Here is a 22,868-nt window from a genome sequence, read left to right as displayed (position 1 = left end):
AACAACAAAAACTAAAAAAATGATTTTAGAAATAGTATCACCAGAAGCAACATTATTACATTCAGAAGTTGATTTAATTGCTGTTCCGGGTATTAATGGTGACTTTCAGATGTTAAACAATCACGCACCAATTGTCTCTTTACTTGTGGAAGGAACTGTAAGATTTCAAGGAGCAAATGTAAAAATTGATGAACAATTTGAAGCTAATTTTACAATTACCAAAGGAGAATATGCATTGCAAATAAAAAGCGGAACTGTTGAAATGAAAGAAAACAAGGTTATTATTCTTGCGGACTAATTTTTAAATTTATATATAAAAAAAGCCGAGCAAATTTGTTCGGCTTTTTTTATAAAAGTATTTTTCTTATTGGAATCTATACCCAATGGAAACGCCACCTCTTCCAACAACCTCTATATCACTATTATTAAGCATATCTCTACTAATTCCTGCATATATTTCGGCCACAAAACCTCTTCTTGTTACCCATTTTCCGCCAACTGAAATCCCTACAGCTAAATCTGTATATTTATGATCTGTTATATGAGAATTATAATCATCATAGTAATAATCGTCAAATTTACCAGAATGTATCATTGTAAAAGCTTCTACAAAAAAACCTTGAGCATATTTGCTTGAGAAAAAATGCCTGTAATAAGGAGTTAAAGAAAATGTTCTGTACTCATCTAAACCATCTACATCATTATCTAAACTTATAAGTGTTCCAAAACCTATAGAAGATTATTCATTTAAAATACGTTCGTAACCTACATCTAACCACTTAAAACCAATTAAATTAGACATATTTAATTTTAATTCATTATTCATTTCAGAATAATCATTATTTTGTTGTGCAAATAGTACAACACTGCTAATTAATAATAGGGCAGCAATTGTGATTTTTTTCATCTGTATTTTGTTCTTTTAAATTAAAGGTTAAATATAATTAATAGTTTATACTAAAAAATAAAAAAGATGCCTCATATTTATAAACTATAAAAACAGGCAATAAAGTAAATAGTTATTCTAAGCAAAATAAGGTAATAAGAGCTTGTTCTAATTGACCTTCGTCTAATAATTTTTTCACAATTGAATGTAGCTGATTTTCTTTTTCAGTTTTATTTTGGATAGCCAATATAGTAGCTATAATTGCAGTTTTTTTAATTTTTTCTATTTCTTTTGATGATGGAATTGTTGGTAAATTCCCCAAACGACCTAAATTATTACCAGTTAAAATGGTACTGTTCAAAGCGTGTTTTGGAAGACTATCTACTCCAATACCTTTATTAAAAATAGGTTTTGGAATTTCAAATAAAGATTCTTTAATAAGTCTAGCGTACCAACTGCCGCCCATACGTGCCACTAAGTCTAATTTTTTAGTGTCTAAATTCCCGTTAGCATCTGTATATTTATTATTAATATGAATACAAACGACTCTTGAAATTATTAAATTTCCAGCGCCTCCTTCTTTTCCTAATTCAATAATATTATCAACTTCACACTCAAATGAAACAGGTGATTCCCCAACTCTAGGCGGTGTAACTTTTACTGAAGGAACAGGTGTTAACCCAGATTTAATAAATTCGTTAATGCCAGTATCATATTCTGTACTAGAAAGTGACATTTGTTCTACAATGGGAAAATTAACAATATTTATAACTACTTCCTTTGTGTTTTTTACATTTTCAAAAGTATGTTTAATGGTGTTGTTTTTTACTCTTCTGGCAGGAGAAAAAATTAAAATTGGTGGGTTTGCACTAAACACGTTAAAAAAACTAAACGGACTTAAATTTACGTTGCCATTTGTATCTACAGTACTTGCAAAAGCAATAGGTCTTGGTGCTACAGCAGTTAATAAAATGCTATGCAATTCGGCAATAGTTATTGAAGCTGGATCTATTGATGTAATTTCTGATTTCATCTTCTTTTTATAAAGTTCCTCTATTTTCTTGTTCTCTTTCTATAGCTTCAAAAAGTGCTTTAAAGTTACCAACACCAAAAGATTGCGCTCCTTTTCTTTGAATTATTTCAAAAAACATTGTTGGTCTATCAACAACTGGTTTTGTAAATAACTGGAGTAAATATCCTTCATCATCTCTGTCAATTAAAATTCCATGCTCTTTTAAAACTTCAACATTTTCATCTATATCTCCAACCCGTTCTAACAAATCATCGTAATACGTTTCTGGAACATATAAAAATTCAACACCTCTTTTTCTCATTTCAGAAACAGTTTCAACAATATTGTTTGTTGCTAAAGCAATATGTTGCACTCCTGAACCATTGTAGAAATCAAGGTATTCTTCAATTTGAGATTTCTTTTTACCTTTTGCAGGTTCGTTTATTGGAAATTTAATTCTTCCATTTCCATTGGACATTACTTTACTCATTAATGCAGTATAATCTGTAGAAATATCGTCATCAGTAAAAGAAATAATTTGAGCAAACCCCATCGTTTTTGCATAAAATTCGCACCATTTTTTCATTTCTCCCCAACCAACATTACCAACCATGTGATCAACATAATTTAAACCAACTGGTGTTGGATTGTAATGCGATTCCCATTTTTTATAGCCAGGTAAAAAAACACCGTTGTAATTTTTACGTTCTACAAAAATGTGTACAGTTTCGCCATATGTATAAATTCCTGAACGAACTACTTCTCCAAATTCATCTTTTTCAACAGTAGGTTTTAGATACGATTTTGCGCCTCTGGAAGTAGTTTCTTCATAAGCCTTTTTTGCATCTTCAACCCACAGCGCAACAATTTTAACACCGTCTCCATGGATATTAATATGTTGGTTGATTTCTCCATCTTTTTGAAGTGGAGAAGTTAGTACTAAACGTATTTTATCTTGTTTCAATACATAGGAAACTCGGTCTTTTAACCCAGTTTCTAATCCTGCATAGGCTTCAGATTGAAATCCGAATGCAGTTTTATAAAAATGTGCAGATTGTTTTGCGTTTCCAACATATAATTCTATATAATCTGTTCCTAATAATGGTAAAAAATCTTCTGCTTCATCAAAGAGTTTTTCTAAACTATAGGTGGTATTTTGTATATTTTTTAAGTTTTTGATTTTTGCTGCCATTTTTTTTGATTTTTATTAAATAGTAAATTTGTTGTTCCAAATTTTAATCTAACCACGATTTATAATAATCTTCATCTGCAATTTTTAACGCTTCTTCCGTAACCATAAGTGGTTTAAAAGTGTCAACCATTACTGCCAGTTCATTTGTAGATTTTTCACCAATGCTGCGTTCCATTGCTCCAGGGTGAGGGCCATGTGGAATTCCAGCTGGATGGAGTGAAATATGTCCGGCATCAATATCATTTCTGCTCATAAAATCTCCATCAACATAGTATAAAACTTCATCAGAATCTATATTGCTGTGGTTGTAAGGAGCTGGAATTGCATCTGGATGATAATCGTATAAGCGAGGGACAAAACTGCAAACTACAAAAGCGTCGGTTTCAAAAGTTTGGTGTACAGGTGGAGGTTGATGAATTCTTCCGGTAATTGGTTCAAAATCGTGGATTGAGAAAGCATACGGATAATTATGTCCGTCATAACCAACTACATCAAACGGATGCGTGGCATATACCATATTAAATAGCTGATTTTGTTTTTTAATTTTAATTAGAAAGTCTCCTTTTTCGTTATACGTTTCTATTTCCTGAGGCTTTCTGATGTCACGTTCGCAAAATGGGGAGTGTTCTAGTAATTGACCAAACCAATTTCTGTAGCGTTTTGGAGTATAAATTGGTTTATAACTCTCTACAATAAATAATCGATTATCGGAAGTTTCAAAATCTATTTTATAAATAGTTCCTCTTGGAATTAGCAAATAATCGCCATATTTAAAGTCTAAATTACCTAAATGTGTACGGAGTTTTCCAGTGCCTTTATGAACAAAAATAAGTTCATCGGCATCTGTATTTTTATAAAAATAATTGTTGGTTAACTCTTTAGGTGCTGCTAAAATAATATTACAATCGCTATTTGTAAGTATAATTTTTCTACTCTCTAAATAATCATTTTCAGGTTTTACTTGAAAACCTTTAAGCCTGTAAGATTGAATATTAACCGCTTTTGCAATTTTTGGAGCTACACTATAAGGTTCTGCTATTTTTTTAACCTGTGTAGGTCGGTTTTCGTGATATAAATTACTATACATTCCATCAAAACCAATAGTTCCAAAAAGTTGTTCATAATAAAAATCACCGTTTGGCTTTTTAAATATTGTATGTCTTTTTGGAGGAATATTTCCAAGTTTATGATAGATTGGCATCTTATTTTTATTTAAAAATAGTTATTACTTTCTGTTTTGCAATTCTTTTATAGCAATATCTAAAGATTTTTCTGTTAAGTTAATACCTTTTGGGCAAACTTCATAGGTTTTTTGTAAGGCATCTTTTATTACGTTAGAAGTGTCTTTAAATAAAATTTCATCGGTTATTTCACCTTCGTTTTCCATTAGAAAAGCAAAAACTCTTGCCATTCCGCAATTGGCAATAAAATCTGGAAGAATGGCTATTTTTTTATCCATTTCAGATAAAATGTTTCCCATAAAAATTTCAGCATCATTAAAAGGAACATTTGCTCCACAACTTATTACTTCTAAACCATTTGCAATCATGGTATCTAATTGACTTTTCTCGACCATTCTTGAGCCCGCTGCTGGAATAAATATTTCAGCCCCAACGCTCCAAATTTGTCGCATGATAGTTTCAAAATCTATAAATGTAGTTTGTTCTTTTAAACTTTTTTTACTTGCTAATAAGGCTTCAATTTCTTGAATATTAAATCCTTCAGTATTTATTAAGCCGCCATTATAATCAACAATTCCAACAATTTTAACACCGTAATTTGCTAAATAAAACCCTGCTGCCGCGCCAACATTTCCCCAACCTTGAACTATCGCTCTTTTTTCTTCAATTTTACCACCCCAAATATTGTAATAATGTTTTATAGCTTCACTTACACCATAACCCGTAATTAAATCTGCAATTTTATAATTATTAGTGGTAGTTGGAATGTATTTTTTATCTGTAACTTGTTTGGAAACACCGTATTGTAAACGTTCAATCTTATCTTTATGCTTACTTATTTCCATACTAAAAAAACCATTTACAACACCTTCTTGAGGGTGTGATAAACCATAACTTTCGGTAATTGGAATTACTTCAACCAATTCATCAATATTTAAATCGCCACCTGTTCCGTAATAATTTTTTAATAACGGCATTATTACTTTATACCACCTTTTTAAAACTTCTGCTTTTTTTGGATTTTTTGGGTCGAAATTTATACCAGATTTAGCACCTCCAATTTTAGGCCCAGAAACAGTAAATTTTATTTCCATAGTTTTGGCTAAAGACTCTACTTCGTTTCTGTTTAGTCCTTTACGCATTCTGGTTCCACCTCCTGCAGCACCCCCTTTTAGAGAGTTGATAACTACCCAACCTTCGGCACCCAATTCTTTATCTTTCCACTCAAAAACAATTTCTGGTGGTGTTTGTTCAAATTCTTTTATTAAGCTAGACATATTTTTTATTTAGAAAATTGTAAAATCAAAAATATGGTTTAGACGAGGTTAATATTTTTAAACTGCTTATTAAATTTAAATACAGTATAAAATAACATAAATGCACTAAAAAATAGAATAAAAATCTACAAATGCATATATTTGATGTGTTAAAATATGATTTTTCTAAAATGAGTTTAAAATTAGATACTATTGATTTAAAGATTCTTGATTTAATTCAAGAAAATGGGAGGATAACCATAAAAAGTATGTCTGAAACTTTAAACCTTTCAACTACGCCTGTTTTTGAAAGAATAAAGAAGTTAGAAAAAGAAGGATTTATAAAACAATATACGGCTTTGTTAAATGAACGAAAATTAGGTTTAAAGCAAACTGTTTTTATTAGTTTAACATTAAAAGAGCATAACAGAAGTTATTTGACAAAGTTTGAAAAAGACATTAAAACTTTTCCTGAGGTTATGGAATGTTATCGTATCACAGGAAATTTTGATTTTTTAGTGAAAGTAATTGTTAGAGATATTGAAGATTATGAAAATTTTATTTTAACGAAACTTTCTTTACTTAAAAATTTAGGAAATGTACAAACGCACATTGCACTTTCTGAAGCTAAAAATTCTACTAAAATTAGTAGTGAAATATTAAAAAAGCTTGTTTAAGATTGAATTATAAATATTAGTATAATCTGAATTAAAAGGAAGAATAATTCTATGTTTCTTCTAAAAAAATGCCTTTAATTGAACTGTACCAGTATGAATTGTTTTTGAAGTTTCGCTTTTTCTACCTAAATAATTTAAGTTTAAATTTAAGAACGAATTAATTTTTCTATAAAATAACAAATTCCAAGTGTAGTTTTTACCTGGTTGTAAACCTTCAAGCATTTGATATGCAATTGGAGAGTTGTTATTTCCTTGAAATTTATTATTGAATAAATTAATTGCTGCTTTTAATAAATTTTTAGAATTGTTTGCATAATTAATTTCCAACCCAAATTTGTTTGTGGCTAAGGTTTCAAGATTTCCGATTTGATTTTCTTTCTTTTTTGCTTCAAAAAATAGCGATAAATAAGTGTTGGTATTGTAATAATAGGAAATTTTAGGAAATAGACTAGCGTTATTTAATTCGTAATTTCTATTGGCATAATTTAGCGATACTGTTTTGTTTACAGAATTACTAACATCAAAATTAAATTGCCAAAAACTACCTAATTTATGTTCAAATTGTAGTTTGTGCTGTTGAATTGAGTTTTCTAAATTATCTATTGTAGTAGTATTCTTATTTTTAGAATTTATAAAATTATAAGTGGTTGAATATTTTTTTAACCCTTTATTGAAGTAAAAACTATTGTTTAAATTGAAATTTAAACCCAATAAATTTGAGTTATTAGTATCAAAAGGATTTAAGTTAAATTTGCGATCTTCTTTCTTTTGTTTTCTGTCAATTAAAATATAAGTCTGATTGTAAAAATGAGAAAGAAACTTTTTTACTCCAGTTTTTGTATTCCATTGTTGCGGATTTATTGCCACTATTTGCGAAAACTTATTTTGATGGGTAGCAATATAATTTATGGTTGGTAAAATTACGCGTAAATACGTTGCTTGATCTGTAAATTGTGCAATTTCAAACTCGTTTGACTCTTTGATTTCGTTGTTATTGTAATCAATCCAAGTATAAAATCCTTGTCCTGGTTCTGTTTTTATGTACGTATAATCTTGTTGAGGAAGTGTTCCGGAAAGTGATTGGTAATTGGTATTAAAATTTAAAAATTGATTAAATAACTCCTGATTGTAAACAATTTTAGAGTTTAAAGAAGTTTCATCTTTAAAGTTGAAATTTTCAACAGTTCTGTAATTAACATACGCTTTTAAGTTGGCGGTATTTGTATTTATTAAAGTTGATTTTACATAAAAAGTTTTAGCATTATTTACCTGCTCAAAATTGATGTTTTGAATACTATCTGTAGTTCTAAAATTTGCACCAAATTGAGTATATACATTTGTGGAATCTCCAACACCAAAAAACCCTTCAATTTCGTTAAATTTATGACTTATAGCTAAGGGTAAATCTGTTGAATTTTCGGTACGTTTGTTATTTTCTCCCTGTAAAGCTAAACCGTACCAACTTTTTGAAAGATTGTACTTAGAGCTGATGTAATATCTTAAAAATGTTCCTTTTTCAAAAGAGGTTTTATTGTTTAAAATGCTGTTATTAAAATTTATTGAAATATTTTTAAACTTTAAATTTCCAAATAAATGGTGTTTATTTCCAGTAAAGGAATCGCTAAATTCTAAGTTTTCAAACAAATAATTAATTGTATTGTTTTTTTTGTTTGAAAATTCCAAAGCACTACTTATTAATGTCTGATTTCCACTAATTGTTTCAATATTCCAATCTCTATTAAATTCTATATTTTGAATACGTTCAATGCTTTTGAATTTTTCATTAATAAAACCAAATTTTAAATTGCTTTTTAATTGCCATTTTTTATCAAGAAGTACTTGCTCCCAATTTATTTTTGTGGCTAAACCATTATTTTCTAAATCGTCGATGCTTGAAAATAAATTTTCATCATTACTACTAAAAGCAGTTTCAACATTTAGGGTTGTTTTTGACGTTGGATTGTAGGTTGCTTTAACAACAGCGATTTGTAATTTATTTGGTGCAATTAGTTGAATTACGGGATTGTAATTACCTAAATTCTCGCCAATATATTCGTAAATCTTCCCAATCGCTATTATCTCTTTTAATACATAATTTCCTACATTTTCTCCAACATAGGTAAAAGTAACATTGTATAACTCATCGTTTTCATTTGTTGAATATTCAAAAATTTCTGCAGTGCCAATAACATTTTTTTTATACAGAATTTTATCTTCAGAAAAAGTAGCTGAATAAGCAGAAGGCGTAACCATTAAGTTTGGATTATTTCCAGCTTCAGAAAGTAATTGTTTTTGTTCGTTAGATAAATCTTGTTCTAAGGGCTGATTTTTCAAGTCGTTTTCATTATAAAAATAACCACTTACAGCTAATTTTTCGCTTTTATATTGTATATTATTATAGGTTATAAAACGTGTATAAATTCTATCGGTAAATTGATATTCAGCAGTAATACGCATATTTCCAGTAATAGGAAATGTGGTTGTAAACGTAATTTCTGCGGTGTTATAATCAATAGTATAATCGTTTTCTTCTCCGCGTTTTAGTTGTATTCCGTTTACATAAATTTGTTCAGTTCCAGATAAAATTAAGATATAGCTGTTATTAAAATCGGACAATTTATAAGGACCTTGATTTCCTTCTAAACCTTTAAATGCTACTTTTTTATATTTTCCTTTTACAATAGCTCCAGAGGTTTCAATATTAATTTCAGAATTATCATTATTAATCTTAACTTTTACACCTAAACCTGATACTTTTTTATTGAATTTTAAAAAAGAAGTTTGGTTATTTTTTAAATAAATATCACCTGCATTTATACTCCAGTTATCGCTAAATAATTCGATAAAAACACGGTCAAATTCATTTAATTTATACGTATTTCCATTTTCTTGAATTGGTAAATTTGTATCTAAAATTGCTGCTTTTAAAGTCACTTTATCAGATAGTTTACCGGCAATTTGTAAATCTAATGAAGAATTTACAACGCCATTTTGATTGTTTCCGGTTGTAAGTCCTCTTGTTATATTTCCTGCTGTATTTAGTCCCTCGAAAGGTTTAAAAGGAATCTTTTGTTGGTTGGTAGTTAAACTATAAAGCTGCGTTTGGTTTGAAGCATTAGGGACAATTAATTTTGAATCGAAAATGGTATATTCTTTAGTTAAAAAATCAGGATATGAAGTATATTCAATAATAACATCGGTAAATTTTGTATGATTTTTTGAGTTGAAAATCAACAATGCTTTTGAAAAATCAATAGTATATTTTGAGCTGTCAATTAGTAATTCATTTTTAGAATAAACCTTAAAATTAAAAGGAGTAATGCTAACAGAATCTATTTTTAAGGTATCGTTTTTTACTATAAAAGACTTTTTATGAAGATTTTTAGATTGAATTTGAGCATTAGAAATTACACTAACTAAAAGAAATAATAAGAGTAAACCTTTTTTCATTTTCAACCTAACGTTATTTCAACAAAAATAGTTTAAAATAATGATTGTTGGGTTGTAGGATTTTCATGTTCTAACAACCATTTTTTTCGCCACAAACCTCCGGCATAACCAATTAAAGAGCCGTCAGTTCCAATAATTCTATGACACGGAATTACAATCCAAATCGGATTTTTACCATTGGCAGAGGCAACCGCTCTAATTGCTTTTACGTTGCCAATAACTTTAGATTGCTCTAAATATGTTCTGGTTTTCCCATAGGGCACATTTTGTAAGGCTTCCCATACTTTTTTTTGGAATTCAGTTCCTTTTGGATTTAGTTTTAAGTTGAAATTTTTGCGATTTCCTTTAAAAAACTCATCTAACTGTAAAACACAATCTTGTAAATCTGTTGGAATATTTTTAGAAGTTTCAATTACTTCATCTATAACTGTAATTGAGGTAATTCCATCTATATTTCCTTCAATTTTTGCTGTTCCAATAGGTGATTTATAGTAGGTTGTTTTAAGTTTCATCAACGTATTTGAGTATCATTTATTAATTTTAAAGATACATTTATTTATAATAGCGTAACAATCATTAGAAAAACAAGCTATTTATTAATCAATATACTTTTAAAAGTTTTTTTACATTATCTTTGTTGTGTTATGAAAAAAAGTAAGTTTCTTTTAATTATTTTGGTTTTTACTTTAACATTATCTTGTAAGAGTGATGATGAGATAAATTATTCTGAAAAATTGGTTGGCGAATGGTTGCGTAGTGATTTTAGTGATGAGCTTGAATTTAAACTGAATTTTAACGCTAATAATGTTGGGTTTAGAACCTTTAAAACTGGCACTGATAAAACAGGAATTATTTCTTCACTTGTTCCGTTTAATTGGAGCGCTGATGAAAATAGCCTTACAATTGATGGATTAGATGCGGTAATTATAACAGAATACACTATTAATTCAGAAGGAGAGCTTCTGTTACATGATTACTCAGACTTGCCATTTATAAAAATTGAATAGAGTTAAATTCCAAAAACATCTTTTGAGTTTTGAGTAGTTATTGCAGCAATTTCTTGCGGAGTTAAACCATAGATATCAACTAATTTATCTAAAACTTTAATAATATAACTGCTTTCATTTCTTTTTCCTCTAAAAGGAGTTGGAGCTAAATAGGGCGCATCAGTTTCTAACACAATATGTTCAATTGGAATTTCATTTAAAAATTGGTCTATTTTTCCATTTTTAAACGTTACTACACCACCAATTCCTAATTTCATGTTATATGAAATTGCTTGTTTAGCCTGTTCTAAATTTCCAGTAAAACAATGAAAAATTCCAAAAAGATTATCGTCTTTAACTTCCTGTAATACTTCAAAAATTTCATCAAAGGCATCTCTACAATGTATTATAATTGGTAGGTTTTTTTCTTTCGCCCATTCAATTTGTTGCTTAAAAGCATATTGTTGTTCTTTTAAAAATGTTTTATCCCAATATAAATCAATTCCAATTTCTCCAACCGCATAAAAATTACGTTTATCTAACCATTCCTTAACAAAAGCCAATTCTTCTTCAACATTTTCTTTTACGTGGGTTGGATGTAAACCCATCATTAAAAAAGTATTTTTTGGAAACGATTTTTCCAAATCTAACATTGCATCCAAATAGGTTGAATCTATAGCTGGAATAAAAAAACGAGAAACACCAACATCAATTGCTCGTTGCATCATTTCGTTTCTATCTTCATCAAATTGTTCGCTATATAAATGCGTGTGTGTATCAGTTATTATCATGGTGTAAAAGTAGTTAAAAACTTAGAAATCTATTTGTTGAATTTTACCTTTTTTAAGAGTGTTAATTGCTATATTATTGCCGTGTAGCTTAAAAATTATTCAATAGTTTAAATCACTCTTATTCAGTTTTTTTTACTACATTTAGCTACAACTAACTAAAAAAATCAATTATGAAAATAGAAACTGCTTTTCTAAAACGGCTATTTAACACCTGATAATTTTAAGAAATAGATTGTTAAATAATCCCTTTCTTCATCAATTAAATATTAGATTTCAAAACAGTACTATTGAAACGTTTGAAAACACCGTGAATATATAGTTAATCCCAATAGATTTAGAAAATTAGACACAAAAGAACTGTATAACATAAAAATTATTTTAAATCAACTTTAAATTATATGAAAGTGGAGTCTAGAGTCACTATAAAAACAGGGCGTAATCAGAAAAGCCATACGAGTATGAAAATTAAATAATTTTAAATGAAAAAAGGAATGACTAAAGTAAGTGTTTTATATCCAAATGGAGAGAACAAAACATTTAATATGGATTATTATTGCAATACACATTTAAAAATGGTGAGTAAACTATTAGGTAACCACCTTAAAGGTGCTACAGTTGAAAAAGGATTAGGGGGAGCAACACCTGGATCAATTGCTCCTTTTGCTGGAATGGGAAATATGTATTTTGATTCTATAGAAGATTTTGGAAAGGCTTTTGGACCAAATGCTGAAAAAATCATGGGAGATTTACCTAATTTCACAAATATAGAACCTATAATTCAGATTAGTGAAGTGATGTAATATTAAAAATTTTAGCAACAACATAATATTTGAAAGATACTAAAAAGTCTTTTAAATTTTATTTTAGGCTTTAAAATTAAAATATATTAAGTATATAACTTTGCCTGTTTTTTTAATATAAAAAACAATTATAATTTTTGCAACAATTTTTTAGCCAATTTATATTCTTCAGCACTTTCTGGTATTGTTTTAAGCGTATTTTTACAAGCTTCAAATTGTTCTTGTTTTAAATAACTTAAAGCTTTATACCAAGTTGATTTGTTTGAGAAAGCTGAGTTCCCTTTGCTAATTTTATCAAAAATAGTTTCAGCTTGTGAAAATTTATCCATTTCTAACAAACAGATTCCTTTGTATAATTGTATTTCTATATCGTTAGGGGAATCAGTTTCTAAGATGGTAAGTTGAGCAAAAGCAGTTTTATAATTTTTAGCATTAAAAGCTTCTTGAGCTTTTAATAATATTTCATTAGAATCTCCTCTAACTACTAATTCTAAATTGCTGTGATTAGCAAAATCGCTATAAACAGGATTTCCATTTTTGAAGATAAAAAATCCAATTAACAATGCAATACTTGCAGCAACCATCAGTTTTTTGTAATTAAAAAGTGAGATTACTTTAGATTTCTTTTTAGTGCCTTTTTCTTCATTAATATATTGATTTCCTAAATTAGTTAAGGTTTTTCTAAGTTCTTTTTCGCCTTCTTCATTTTTAAATTTTGAGGACAAAGAAGTTTCCAACGCTTTATAAATTTCAAATTCTTGTTTAAAATCGGCATCAGATTGTAGCTTATTTTCAAAAGCTTTTTTTTCTATTTCTGTGAGTTCGTTTTTTAAGTAGTTTTCAAACTCAATATATTTTAATTCTTCCATTTTAAAAGTCTTTTAAGGATTGAAATTCATTCGAATTTTTCACTAATTGGGTTAATTTACCCATACATTGCGATTTCTTTTTACGGGCATAACCATATGTTACTCCTAAAAATTCAGCAACTTCTTCCATCGACTTTATTTTGAATGTAGCTTTTAATAATTCTTGGCATTTTACCCCTAATTCTTTAAATTTTGATTCAAAAAGTAAGCTTTGTTGTTCAAATAGTTCAGTTTCTTCAACTTCTTGTTTGTGCTCGTCTTTAATAGATGCTTCATCTTCTATAATTGTTACCCTGTTAGTCCCTCTTTTTTTTAGCTCATTTAACCACCTTCTTTTACACAATAAATAAAAGTAAGCATCAAACGGACAGGTAAGTATAAAGTTTTTCTCTTTTGCTTGATGGTAAATAGTAACTAATGTTTCTTGAATAATATCCTGAGCATCATCTGCATTTCCGTTATTTTTTCTAACATAAGCAACTATTTTATGCGAAAATTTCTCATATAATTTAGAAAGTACCCTACTATCGTTTTTTAGTAAAGCCTCTATATATATATGGTCTGCGTGTAGTTTTTTATTCATTTAGAAGGATTAGAGATAGCTAATTTAATTTTTTTTTATCAGAAAGGGGTAACAAAATATAATTGTGTTGATATGTAAGTGTAAAACAAATTTAAAAAGAATATAAAATTTAATAATTATGAAAAATCAAAAACAAAATTTCACAAACTTAAAAAACAGTAAAGTAGTGAGTAACATTTTTAAAAGTGTATTAGGTTTATCTTTAATAGCAACCTTTACCAGTTGTATTTCAGATCCGGATATTGAAGACACAAAACCACAACCAGATGGAATTGCATTAGACAACAGATTTTTAGATAATAGAATTGATGGTTTAGAAGAGTTCACACTAGACGCAACAACTGGCGGTATAGTAACAGGATCACAAGGAACAAATGTTAGTTTTCCTGCCAATGCTTTTGGAATAAATGGAACACCAGTAACAGGAAATGTAACGGTGCAATTATTAGAAATTTACGATAAAGCTTCAATGGTTCTTAAAAACCGTTCAACTTTGGGGCAAAAAGCAAATGGTGATAAAGAAGCCTTAAAATCGGCGGGTCAGTTTTTTATAGATGCTAAACAAGGAGCAAATGAACTAGAATTGTTAAAAAAGACATCAGTTCAAAGTCGTCCTGTAGATTTTGCAGACTTAGATGGTGGAATGAAGATATTTAGAACTGGAATAGATAATGATTGTGATGGAATTGATGATGATTGTGATTGGGTTGAAGCCGATGAAGATAAGAATGGAGAGCAAGATGATGCAAAAATAAGAGATGGTCAAGGGGCTGCGGGTGAATTTGCAACATACAACTATGATATTGGATCTTTTGGGTGGACAAATCTTGACAGATGGTACAGCTTTGCAGGCGCAAAAACTGAAATTTTTATCGACGTTCCAGCTGATTTTAATAAAGATAATTGTGCGGTGTATTTATCGTATGACGGAGAACCAACAGCTTTGGCAAGAATGGATGTTTATAATACAGATTTAGAGATGTTTACCGAGCATTACGGATTAATTCCAATAGGATTAGAAGTTCATATTATAATGGTTGCTGAAATTGATGGTGTATTACATTATGCAATCCAAGGAACAACAATTGTAGATAATCATATAGAAGTAATTTCAAGTTTAAGTCCAATAACACAACCTGCTCTAGAAAGTTTAATTAACGGATTACCTTAAAATATTACAATTGCGAACAGTTAGAAAAATAGGTTAATAACTGGGGAAAGGCTATCAAATAATGATAGTCTTTTTTTTGTTTGATTCATTTAAAAGGATAATTTTTAATTAAGAAGCCGTTCAAAATGAACGGCTTCTCTTTTTTGGTATGTTTTTTGCTTTAACATAATTTTAACATTTATCCAGCTATTTGTTGTACTAAAATGAATCTTCTCAATTCCACTCAATCGGATTCGTTCAAAATACAAACAACTAAAAGGATATAATAAAACCAATAAATTATGATTAAAAAACATCCAAAAGCAAATTTAGAGAATTACAGTAAATTATTTGCACAATTAGGCTTGGTATTATCGCTATTTATCGCGTATTTACTTATTCAAAACAAAACATTCGACAACCAAATTGCAATGTTATCAAATCAAGACAGGAAATTAATTGACGAAACTGAACAACTAATTGATTTCAAAATTGAACAACCAAAATTACAATCGCAACCTCCAAAAAAAGTAATTATAGATGTTATTGATCAAGTAAAAGATAATGTAGATATTGATGAAACAGTAATAGATGTTGTAGATATTGATACTCCTGTTGATATTTCTACAATATCAGATGTAAAACTAGATGAAGAATCTAATCCAGAAGACGAGGTTGATTATATAATGTTGGAAGAAGCACCATTGTTTCCTGGATGTAAAGGTACAAACGAAGAACGTAAAGCTTGTTTTTCAAAACAAATTAGCAAGTACATTAATAGAAAATTTAATGCAGGTTTGGCAGAAGAATTAGGATTAGCCCCAGGAGTTCAAAGAATTTTCACTCTATTTAAAATTGATATAAACGGAAATATTGTAGATATTCAAGCCAGAGCACCACATAAAAAGTTAAAAGAAGAAGCGATAAGGGTTATTAATTTATTACCTAAAATGGAACCTGGAAAGCAACAAGGTAAGGCTGTTAAAGTCAGATATTCAATGCCAATTATTTTTAAAGTGGAATAAAAAGGGAGGCTTTTAAAAGTAAAAATTCCGTTATTTTGAACTTGATTACTCATCCATCTCCAATTCACTAAAAAGGACGGCGTGGATCTTTAATTTTAGCTGCTAATAGTAATTGATTTTTAGTTTGATGAAATTATGGGTCAAGTTTAGAATGACGGTTTTTCAATACTTTTTAAGTATCTTTTTTTAGCCTAAAAAAATTTTTTGTAAAACAAATTTTTTGTAAATTTAATATGATAAATAATCTTGTAAGAGACTTCAAGTTTACAGATTTTATAGTTGCAGTTTCTTGCATTATAAATACTACTGTTTTAAACAGTTAAATTTTCTTTTTTTGTATCAATTTTAAAAAAGGTGGTTATGGAAATTAAAAAATATCCTGATGCCGTTCTCGAAAACTATTCTCGAATTTTAGTTCAATTAGGTCTTGTTTTAGCACTCTTTATAGTGTATGAATTTATTAAAATGAAATCGTATCCACGTCCAATAGAAGCTTTATCTGCAAGCATATTAAGTGAAGATGATGACGATGAAGTATTGGTAGAAATTAAGCCAATTGAGGAGCAAAAGGCACCAGCACCAAAAACTGTTATACCTGAAAAAATAATTAAAGTTGAAGATGAAATCGATATTCAAGAAACTATAATTGAAAGTACTGAAACAGACGAGTATGAAGCTATTATTATAGATTTAAATAAAGATATTGTTGATGTTGAGGAAGAAGAAACAGTTGAAGAAGATGTTGCGTTTGTTGTAATTGAAAATGTTCCAATATATCCAGGTTGTGCAGGAACAAAAGAAGAACTTAGAAGTTGTTTTTCAGAAAAAATTTCAAAATTTGTATTGAAGAATTTTGATCCAGGAATTGCTTCAGATTTAGGATTACAGTCGGGAAGTATACAAAGGATATTTGTAGTATTTAAAATTGATGCAAATGGTAAAATTACAAATATAAAAGCCAGAGCCCCTCATAAAAAATTACAAGAAGAAGCTATAAAAGTTGTTAGGGCATTACCAGTAATGATTCCAGGAAAACAACGAGGTAGACCTGTAACTGTAAGTTACGGATTGCCTATAGTTTTTAAAATTGAATAAGTATAACTTGTTTTTTTATTTAAATCCTGCAATAGCAGGATTTTTTTATAGCCTTATGCTTCATAAAAAACTATATTTGTTATTCAAACAAGTGAAATAGTATAAATTATAATACAATGAATATCAATCAATACTTAGATTCTACATATTTAAAAACGGCCACACAAGCTAATATTACAGAGGAAGCAACTCAACAAAATGTAATAAATTTGGTAAATGAAGCTATTGAAAACAACTTTAAATTAGCTATGATTAGACCAGAATTTGTATCAATGGCAAAGGAAATGGTAGTAGCAGCTAATTCAGACGTATTAATTGGAACTGTGATCGGATTTCATGAAGGAACTTATAGTACCAATGACAAACTATCTGAAGGACAAAAAGCAATAAATGATAATGCTGATGAGTTAGATTATGTAGTTAATTACAATGCATTTAAAGAAGGAAAAGTAAATTTAGTAAAAGCAGAGGTTTTTAAAGGTACAAAGTTAGCACTTGATAATAATAAAGTTGCAAAATGGATTATAGAAATTGCTGCGTTAACCAATGAAGAAATAATAGCGTTAACCCAATTAATTAGAGATGTAGTTTTAGAAAATTTTGGAGAAGAAAATGCTGCAAATGTATTTGTAAAATCTTCCACAGGATTCTTTAAAACGGAAGAAGGAAAACCAAACGGAGCTACTTTTGAAGCCATGGAATTAATTGTTGAAAACGCAAAGCCATTACCAGCAAAAGCAGCGGGTGGCGTTCGAAATTATGAAGACGCAGTTAAAATGGTTATAATGGGAGTAACCCGCATAGGAACATCTTCTGCAAAAGTGATAGCCCAAGGTAATACAGCAACAGAAGAATATTAATATGGACAATTATTTTGCACATGAAACCGCTATAATTGATGACGGTTGTGAAATAGGAGCAGGCACAAAAATTTGGCATTTTAGTCATATTATGCCAAACTGTAAAATTGGAAACAATTGTAATTTAGGTCAGAATGTTGTGGTTTCTCCAAATGTTGTTTTGGGTAAAAATGTAAAAGTTCAAAATAATGTTTCTATTTATTCAGGTGTAATTTGCGAAGATGATGTTTTTTTAGGTCCTTCAATGGTTTTTACCAATGTTATAAATCCAAGAAGTGCTATTGTAAGACGTGGTGAATATCAAAAAACATTGGTGAAAAAAGGAGCGAGTATAGGTGCTAATGCAACTATTGTTTGTGGTAATAATATTGGAGAGTATGCTTTTATTGGAGCAGGAGCGGTTGTTACAAAAGAAATAAAACCGTACGCCTTAGTTGTTGGTAATCCTTCAAAACAAATTGGCTGGATAAGCGAGTACGGACACAGATTGGAATTTGACAAACAGGGTTTTGCAACATGTAAAGAAAGTGGCGAGAAATATCAATTAAGAAATAATAAAGTAGAAAAAATAACATAACTTGGATACAATAAGAAACATATTTTTAAGTGTACTTTTTTTATTAATTTCAGTGGTAGCATTTTCACAGGCAGAAAAATACCCTGTTTTTCCAGCATGTGAATCTGAGCAAATAGCAAATCTTCCAACGTGTTTTAAAAATGAGGTTAAAAATGCGATTATTTCAGAATTTAAAATTCCTGAAAATGTACTTCAACAAAATTTTAATGGTTTAATTAATATTGTTTTTATAGTTGATTCAACTGGTAATTTTAAAGTGTTGTATGTAAATTCACCTTATAAAGAATTAAAAACTGAAGTAGAGCGTGTTTTTAAAACGCTTCCTAAAATAACTCCTGCAAAATTTAATAATCATGCTATAGAAATGCAATTTGTGTTTCCGTTGTCAATTCCGTTAGAAAATAATAATCAACCTAAAGAAGTTGTTCAGCAAGAAGTAAAAAAGGTTGAAATTCTTGAAAAACCAATTTTTGAAATAGCTTCAACTGAAAAAAGTTTATTTCCAGAACATAAAAGTGCTCTAAATATTCCTTTAACACATTCAGAATATAATAATTATAGTAATTATTTGAATCAAGCTGAAAATTCGCATACCTCGATAAAACCATATGTTTATAGTGAAGTAAATAGTATTATTGATTTAGATGCTCAAAAAAATAAACTTATAAAACCTAAAACTACATGGTTTGGAAGAAAGTTGCTAAATGAACACATGGCTAATGTAAGAGGCGACAATTTTTGGTTTACCGTAGACCCAATTGTTGATTTGCAGGTTGGTAGCGATAGTGAAGATATTAATACATTTAACAATACAAGAGGTGTTCAAATAAATGGTGGACTTGGAAAGAATCTTAATTTTTCAACAAGTTTTTACGAAAGTCAGGGACGTTTTGCACACTATGTTAACACATACGCAGAGTCTTTAAAGCCAGATGGTGGAAATCCAGCAATTATTCCAGGAAGAGGAATTGCAAAAGAATTTAAAACAGATGCTTATGATTATCCTGTAGCAGAAGCTTATGTTTCTTATACTCCAAGTACATATTTTAATTTTCAGTTTGGAACTGGGAAAAATTTTATAGGAGATGGGTATCGTTCTTTATTTTTATCAGATGGTGCTTCACCGTACCCTTATTTTAAAATAAACACTAGTTTTTGGAAAATTAAATACACAAACCTGTGGATGTCTATGCAAGATGTTAGACCAGAATTAACAGTTGATGGTGCTTATAAGAAGAAGTTTATGGCAATTCATTATTTAAGTTGGAATGTTTCCAAAAAAATAAACTTAGGGCTTTTTGAAACTGTTATTTGGGATACAACAAACGATAGAGGATTTGATATGAATTATTTAAATCCATTAATTTTTTATACAGCAGCAGAGTTTAGTGCAGGATCTAGAGCTGGAAACACCTTGTTAGGGTTAAGTTTAAAGTACAAACATAAAAATATATCGTTATATTCTCAATTTCTAATTGATGAATTTAGAATTTCTGAAGTTACAAGTTCAAATGGTTGGTGGGGAAATAAAAATGGTTTTCAAATTGGAGCTAAATTCTACAATGCTTTTAAAGTTGAAAATTTATTTTTACAAATTGAACATAATGCAGTAAAACCTTATACCTATTCTCATGATGAGTTAAATTATAATTTTGGACATAACAATCAACCTTTAGCACATTTATGGGGTTCAAATTTTAACGAAACTATTTTTATAGCCAGGTATTCAAAAAATAGGTGGTTTGCAAATTCTAAAATTGTAATTGGTAAAAAAGGTTTCGATTTTAATACTGCGGCTGATAACTTTAGTTATGGAGGAGATATTTACAAAGATAACGATGATAGAGTTTCAGATTATGGCAACAAAATAGGGCAAGGTAATGAAGCTTCTGTTGCAATTGCCGATTTACAAGTTGGGTATTTAGTAAACCCAGCAACTAATTTAAAATTATTCGCAGGCATAACTTTTAGAAATTTTGAGCCAGTGACACCTTCAATAAATTTTGAAAGCACTAATACTACTTGGATTTCATTTGGTTTAAAAACAGATGTTTTTAATTGGTATTTTGATTTTTAAGAACTTGACAAAAATATAAAACAAAAAATAGCGGATTTTTAAGGTCCGCTATTCTTCAAGCTAGTTTTAAGTGTTTTTCTTAAAATTGTATGTTAATCAATTACTAACTTGTAGTTTCATAATATTCTCGCTCCATGCTTTCTCTAAAGTCTGGATGTGAAATTTTAACCAATTCAGCAACGCGCTGGTCTATGGTTTTGCCATATAAATTTGCAACTCCATATTCTGTAACTATATAATGTACATGCGATCTTGTTGTAACAACTCCGGCTCCTTTATTTAAAAAAGGAACAATTCTACTAATTCCTTTATTGGTTATTGAAGGTAATGCAATAATTGCCTTTCCGCCTTCACTTAAGGAAGCGCCTCTAATAAAATCCATTTGTCCACCAACACCAGAAAACATATTTGCTCCAATTGAATCAGCACAAACTTGTCCAGTTAAATCTACCTGAATAGCAGAATTAATGGCTACCATTCTAGGATTTTGACGAATATTAGAAACGCTATTTGTATAATCACACGAACGCATTTCAATAAATGGATTGTCATCTACATAATCATACAAGCGTTTAGAGCCGCCTAAAAATGTAGTTAAAGCTCTTCCTGCATTTATTCCTTTGTAGTTTCCGTTTATTACATCTTTTAAAATTAAATCAATTACCCCATCAGAAAACATTTCAGTATGCAGTCCTAAATCTTTATGATTTCCTAAACGCGATAATACAGCATTTGGAATAGAACCAATTCCCATTTGTAAAGTACTTCTATCTTCAATTAATTCCGCAATATAATCACCTATTGTACATTCTATTTTTGATGGATTTGGCATATGAAACTCATGAATAGGAGCACTTTCTTCTACAAAAGTATTTAATTCTGAAATATGAATTAGACCCTCTCCATGTACTCTTGGCATTTGATCATTTATATGAGCAATTACATGTTTTGCATTTGCAATTACAGCTAAAATTGCTTCAACAGAAACACCTAAAGAACAATATCCATGTTTGTCTGGAGTGGAAACTTGTATTAATGCAACGTCAACTGGTAATACATTTTTTTTAAATAAATTCGGTACTTCACTCAAAAATACGGGCGTATAAGATCCATTCCCTGCTTTTAAAGTGTGACGTACATTTTTTCCTATAAAAAGTGAATTTACATGAAAACTATCTTTGTATTTTGGATCTGCATAAGGGGCATCGCCTTCAATGTGCAAATGACAAACTTCTACACCTCTTAATTCTTCATGTCTCGCAGACATTGCATTAATTAATATTTGAGATGCTGAGGCTGCTGCCTGAATATATACTCTATCGTTAGATTTTATAACTTTTACTGCTTCTTCAGCAGATACTGCTTTATACATAATATAATATTAAAAGTGATGCCGTAAATTTACTAAGGATATAATAAAAAATAGCTGTCGAAAGTCACTCTTTTTGCATTTAATTCATTTTTTTTATATTTTTAACTCTGTCCGCATATTTTATTTTTTTGATTTACCTTTGCAAAAATTAATATAAAATTGAAATGATACTTATTAAAACACGAGAAGAAATAGAGTTAATGCGACAAAGTGCGTTAATCGTGTCTAAAACTTTAGGATTATTAGCAAAAGAGGTGAAGCCTGGAGTTACAACGTTGTTTTTAGATAAATTAGCGGAAGAGTTTATAAGAGATAATGGTGCTATACCTGGATTTTTAGGTTTGTACGATTTTCCAAACACGCTTTGTATGAGTCCAAATGCTCAAGTTGTACACGGAATACCAAATGATAAACCCTTAAAAGAAGGCGATATTATTTCAATAGATTGTGGTGCTTTAAAAAATGGATTTTACGGAGATCACGCTTATACTTTTGAAGTAGGTGAAGTAGCTCCTGAAACTAAAAAATTATTAGAAGTTACAAAAGAAAGTTTGTACCAAGGTATTAGAGAGTTTAAAGCTGGAAATAGAGTGGGAGATGTAGGCTTTGCAATTCAAAATTATTGCGAAAAAAGAGGGTATGGTGTTGTACGAGAATTGGTTGGTCATGGATTGGGAAAATCTATGCACGAAGATCCAGAAATGCCAAATTATGGAAAAAGAGGAAGAGGTAAAAAGTTTGTTGAAGGTATGGTTGTGGCTATAGAACCAATGATAAATTTAGGAACACATAGAATAAATCAATTAAACGACGGTTGGACTATTTTAACAAAAGACAATAAACCTAGTGCACATTTTGAACATGATGTTGCTATTGTAAATGGAAAACCAGAATTGCTTTCTACATTTAAATATATTTACCAAGCTTTAGGGATTGAAAGTAAAGAAGAGGATGAATTTAGAGAAGTACCACTGGTTTTATAATTAATTTAAATTCTACTAATAATAGCTTGTTTTAAAGGTAAACCAA

The 22,868-nt window shown here is 29.4% G+C and carries 23 protein-coding genes; 11 read left to right on the top strand and 12 right to left on the bottom strand.

Annotated features, from left to right (window positions below; genetic code table 11):
• Window positions 1-19 precede the first annotated feature (19 nt).
• Complete coding sequence (locus IEW75_RS00310; protein ID WP_134248050.1) at window positions 20-298, top strand: F0F1 ATP synthase subunit delta/epsilon; 279 nt, start codon at window positions 20-22, stop codon at window positions 296-298.
• A 66-nt stretch (window positions 299-364) separates the two neighbouring features.
• On the opposite strand, the gene IEW75_RS15715 is transcribed toward IEW75_RS00310, so the two are convergent.
• From IEW75_RS15715 to IEW75_RS00285, 6 genes are all read right to left on the bottom strand, one after another.
• The gene (locus IEW75_RS15715) at window positions 365-595 is read right to left on the bottom strand and encodes a hypothetical protein (protein ID WP_229714360.1); all 231 of its coding nucleotides are present in this window, start codon (window positions 593-595) and stop codon (window positions 365-367) included.
• A 144-nt stretch (window positions 596-739) separates the two neighbouring features.
• The gene (locus IEW75_RS15710; RefSeq protein ID WP_229714359.1) at window positions 740-907 is read right to left on the bottom strand and encodes a hypothetical protein; all 168 of its coding nucleotides are present in this window, start codon (window positions 905-907) and stop codon (window positions 740-742) included.
• Between the two features lie 112 nt (window positions 908-1,019).
• Window positions 1,020-1,919, bottom strand: a complete 900-nt coding sequence (locus tag IEW75_RS00300) for a flavin reductase family protein (protein WP_134248049.1) — start codon at window positions 1,917-1,919, stop codon at window positions 1,020-1,022.
• Window positions 1,920-1,926: 7 nt separating this feature from the next.
• Window positions 1,927-3,090 (bottom strand): 4-hydroxyphenylpyruvate dioxygenase, encoded by a 1,164-nt coding sequence (gene hppD, locus IEW75_RS00295; RefSeq protein WP_134248048.1) that lies wholly within the window; start codon window positions 3,088-3,090, stop codon window positions 1,927-1,929.
• A 43-nt stretch (window positions 3,091-3,133) separates the two neighbouring features.
• Window positions 3,134-4,291, bottom strand: a complete 1,158-nt coding sequence (locus tag IEW75_RS00290) for a homogentisate 1,2-dioxygenase (protein WP_134248047.1) — start codon at window positions 4,289-4,291, stop codon at window positions 3,134-3,136.
• A gap of 24 nt (window positions 4,292-4,315) precedes the next feature.
• On the bottom strand, window positions 4,316-5,548 hold the full coding sequence (locus IEW75_RS00285) for a Glu/Leu/Phe/Val dehydrogenase dimerization domain-containing protein (RefSeq protein WP_134248046.1): 1,233 nt from the start codon (window positions 5,546-5,548) through the stop codon (window positions 4,316-4,318).
• A gap of 131 nt (window positions 5,549-5,679) precedes the next feature.
• Here IEW75_RS00285 and IEW75_RS00280 point away from each other — a divergent pair, with 131 nt between their 5' ends.
• The gene (locus IEW75_RS00280; RefSeq protein ID WP_229714358.1) at window positions 5,680-6,204 is read left to right on the top strand and encodes an Lrp/AsnC family transcriptional regulator; all 525 of its coding nucleotides are present in this window, start codon (window positions 5,680-5,682) and stop codon (window positions 6,202-6,204) included.
• 60 nt (window positions 6,205-6,264) lie between these two features.
• On the opposite strand, the gene IEW75_RS00275 is transcribed toward IEW75_RS00280, so the two are convergent.
• The gene (locus IEW75_RS00275) at window positions 6,265-9,654 is read right to left on the bottom strand and encodes a DUF8818 domain-containing protein (protein ID WP_229714357.1); all 3,390 of its coding nucleotides are present in this window, start codon (window positions 9,652-9,654) and stop codon (window positions 6,265-6,267) included.
• A 32-nt stretch (window positions 9,655-9,686) separates the two neighbouring features.
• Window positions 9,687-10,166, bottom strand: coding sequence for a methylated-DNA--[protein]-cysteine S-methyltransferase (locus tag IEW75_RS00270; protein ID WP_134248045.1), 480 nt, complete (start codon window positions 10,164-10,166; stop codon window positions 9,687-9,689).
• A 132-nt stretch (window positions 10,167-10,298) separates the two neighbouring features.
• Between IEW75_RS00270 and IEW75_RS00265 the strand changes: the two genes are divergently transcribed.
• Window positions 10,299-10,661 (top strand): hypothetical protein, encoded by a 363-nt coding sequence (locus tag IEW75_RS00265; protein WP_134248044.1) that lies wholly within the window; start codon window positions 10,299-10,301, stop codon window positions 10,659-10,661.
• A gap of 2 nt (window positions 10,662-10,663) precedes the next feature.
• Here the strand turns inward: IEW75_RS00265 and IEW75_RS00260 are convergent, their stop codons facing one another.
• Window positions 10,664-11,431, bottom strand: a complete 768-nt coding sequence (locus tag IEW75_RS00260) for a TatD family hydrolase (RefSeq protein ID WP_134248043.1) — start codon at window positions 11,429-11,431, stop codon at window positions 10,664-10,666.
• A gap of 479 nt (window positions 11,432-11,910) precedes the next feature.
• Here IEW75_RS00260 and IEW75_RS00255 point away from each other — a divergent pair, with 479 nt between their 5' ends.
• Window positions 11,911-12,231, top strand: a complete 321-nt coding sequence (locus tag IEW75_RS00255) for an EthD family reductase (RefSeq protein WP_204744202.1) — start codon at window positions 11,911-11,913, stop codon at window positions 12,229-12,231.
• Between the two features lie 128 nt (window positions 12,232-12,359).
• On the opposite strand, the gene IEW75_RS00250 is transcribed toward IEW75_RS00255, so the two are convergent.
• Together IEW75_RS00250 and IEW75_RS00245 are read right to left on the bottom strand one after the other, a co-directional pair.
• Window positions 12,360-13,100: a tetratricopeptide repeat protein gene (locus IEW75_RS00250; protein ID WP_134248042.1), complete on the bottom strand. Its 741-nt coding sequence runs from the start codon at window positions 13,098-13,100 to the stop codon at window positions 12,360-12,362.
• A 1-nt stretch (window position 13,101) separates the two neighbouring features.
• Window positions 13,102-13,683 (bottom strand): RNA polymerase sigma factor, encoded by a 582-nt coding sequence (locus IEW75_RS00245; protein WP_134248041.1) that lies wholly within the window; start codon window positions 13,681-13,683, stop codon window positions 13,102-13,104.
• A 118-nt stretch (window positions 13,684-13,801) separates the two neighbouring features.
• Here IEW75_RS00245 and IEW75_RS00240 point away from each other — a divergent pair, with 118 nt between their 5' ends.
• The 6 genes from IEW75_RS00240 (at window position 13,802) to remB (ending at window position 20,467) form a co-directional block, all read left to right on the top strand.
• Complete coding sequence (locus tag IEW75_RS00240; protein WP_134248040.1) at window positions 13,802-14,854, top strand: hypothetical protein; 1,053 nt, start codon at window positions 13,802-13,804, stop codon at window positions 14,852-14,854.
• A 281-nt stretch (window positions 14,855-15,135) separates the two neighbouring features.
• Entirely contained in the window at window positions 15,136-15,858 is a 723-nt protein-coding gene (locus IEW75_RS00235) for an energy transducer TonB (protein ID WP_134248039.1), read from the top strand.
• Window positions 15,859-16,218: 360 nt separating this feature from the next.
• Window positions 16,219-16,953 (top strand): energy transducer TonB, encoded by a 735-nt coding sequence (locus IEW75_RS00230; RefSeq protein WP_134248038.1) that lies wholly within the window; start codon window positions 16,219-16,221, stop codon window positions 16,951-16,953.
• Window positions 16,954-17,069: 116 nt separating this feature from the next.
• Window positions 17,070-17,813: a deoxyribose-phosphate aldolase gene (gene deoC, locus IEW75_RS00225; protein ID WP_134248037.1), complete on the top strand. Its 744-nt coding sequence runs from the start codon at window positions 17,070-17,072 to the stop codon at window positions 17,811-17,813.
• Window position 17,814: 1 nt separating this feature from the next.
• Window positions 17,815-18,390, top strand: coding sequence for an acyltransferase (locus IEW75_RS00220; protein WP_134248036.1), 576 nt, complete (start codon window positions 17,815-17,817; stop codon window positions 18,388-18,390).
• A 1-nt stretch (window position 18,391) separates the two neighbouring features.
• The gene (gene remB / locus IEW75_RS00215; RefSeq protein WP_308423289.1) at window positions 18,392-20,467 is read left to right on the top strand and encodes a gliding motility outer membrane protein RemB; all 2,076 of its coding nucleotides are present in this window, start codon (window positions 18,392-18,394) and stop codon (window positions 20,465-20,467) included.
• A gap of 103 nt (window positions 20,468-20,570) precedes the next feature.
• On the opposite strand, the gene IEW75_RS00210 is transcribed toward remB, so the two are convergent.
• Window positions 20,571-21,839: an acetyl-CoA hydrolase/transferase family protein gene (locus IEW75_RS00210; protein ID WP_134248035.1), complete on the bottom strand. Its 1,269-nt coding sequence runs from the start codon at window positions 21,837-21,839 to the stop codon at window positions 20,571-20,573.
• 164 nt (window positions 21,840-22,003) lie between these two features.
• On the opposite strand from IEW75_RS00210, the gene map reads away from it, so the two are divergent.
• On the top strand, window positions 22,004-22,822 hold the full coding sequence (gene map, locus IEW75_RS00205; RefSeq protein WP_134248034.1) for a type I methionyl aminopeptidase: 819 nt from the start codon (window positions 22,004-22,006) through the stop codon (window positions 22,820-22,822).
• Window positions 22,823-22,868: the final 46 nt, after the last annotated feature.

The organism is Lutibacter litoralis (assembly GCF_014646675.1).
Taxonomy (GTDB): Bacteria; Bacteroidota; Bacteroidia; order Flavobacteriales; family Flavobacteriaceae; genus Lutibacter; species Lutibacter litoralis.
The sequence above is the reverse complement of the archived record's forward strand: the minus strand, read 5'-3'. Positions and strand labels throughout refer to the sequence as shown.

Bases quoted from the DNA above. Each gene is read 5' to 3' on its own strand.
- IEW75_RS00220 (WP_134248036.1), top strand. From the start codon at position 17,815: ATGGACAATTATTTTGCACATGAAACCGCTATAATTGATGACGGTTGT.
- IEW75_RS15710 (WP_229714359.1), bottom strand. From the start codon at position 907: ATGAAAAAAATCACAATTGCTGCCCTATTATTAATTAGCAGTGTTGTA.
- IEW75_RS00275 (WP_229714357.1), bottom strand. From the start codon at position 9,654: ATGAAAAAAGGTTTACTCTTATTATTTCTTTTAGTTAGTGTAATTTCT.
- IEW75_RS00285 (WP_134248046.1), bottom strand. From the start codon at position 5,548: ATGTCTAGCTTAATAAAAGAATTTGAACAAACACCACCAGAAATTGTT.
- IEW75_RS00300 (WP_134248049.1), bottom strand. From the start codon at position 1,919: ATGAAATCAGAAATTACATCAATAGATCCAGCTTCAATAACTATTGCC.
- IEW75_RS00280 (WP_229714358.1), top strand. From the start codon at position 5,680: ATGCATATATTTGATGTGTTAAAATATGATTTTTCTAAAATGAGTTTA.
- IEW75_RS00310 (WP_134248050.1), top strand. From the start codon at position 20: ATGATTTTAGAAATAGTATCACCAGAAGCAACATTATTACATTCAGAA.
- IEW75_RS00235 (WP_134248039.1), top strand. From the start codon at position 15,136: ATGATTAAAAAACATCCAAAAGCAAATTTAGAGAATTACAGTAAATTA.
- IEW75_RS00240 (WP_134248040.1), top strand. From the start codon at position 13,802: ATGAAAAATCAAAAACAAAATTTCACAAACTTAAAAAACAGTAAAGTA.
- IEW75_RS00290 (WP_134248047.1), bottom strand. From the start codon at position 4,291: ATGCCAATCTATCATAAACTTGGAAATATTCCTCCAAAAAGACATACA.
- IEW75_RS15715 (WP_229714360.1), bottom strand. From the start codon at position 595: ATGATACATTCTGGTAAATTTGACGATTATTACTATGATGATTATAAT.
- IEW75_RS00270 (WP_134248045.1), bottom strand. From the start codon at position 10,166: ATGAAACTTAAAACAACCTACTATAAATCACCTATTGGAACAGCAAAA.
- IEW75_RS00265 (WP_134248044.1), top strand. From the start codon at position 10,299: ATGAAAAAAAGTAAGTTTCTTTTAATTATTTTGGTTTTTACTTTAACA.
- deoC (WP_134248037.1), top strand. From the start codon at position 17,070: ATGAATATCAATCAATACTTAGATTCTACATATTTAAAAACGGCCACA.
- hppD (WP_134248048.1), bottom strand. From the start codon at position 3,090: ATGGCAGCAAAAATCAAAAACTTAAAAAATATACAAAATACCACCTAT.
- IEW75_RS00255 (WP_204744202.1), top strand. From the start codon at position 11,911: ATGAAAAAAGGAATGACTAAAGTAAGTGTTTTATATCCAAATGGAGAG.
- IEW75_RS00260 (WP_134248043.1), bottom strand. From the start codon at position 11,431: ATGATAATAACTGATACACACACGCATTTATATAGCGAACAATTTGAT.
- IEW75_RS00245 (WP_134248041.1), bottom strand. From the start codon at position 13,683: ATGAATAAAAAACTACACGCAGACCATATATATATAGAGGCTTTACTA.
- map (WP_134248034.1), top strand. From the start codon at position 22,004: ATGATACTTATTAAAACACGAGAAGAAATAGAGTTAATGCGACAAAGT.
- IEW75_RS00210 (WP_134248035.1), bottom strand. From the start codon at position 21,839: ATGTATAAAGCAGTATCTGCTGAAGAAGCAGTAAAAGTTATAAAATCT.
- IEW75_RS00230 (WP_134248038.1), top strand. From the start codon at position 16,219: ATGGAAATTAAAAAATATCCTGATGCCGTTCTCGAAAACTATTCTCGA.
- IEW75_RS00250 (WP_134248042.1), bottom strand. From the start codon at position 13,100: ATGGAAGAATTAAAATATATTGAGTTTGAAAACTACTTAAAAAACGAA.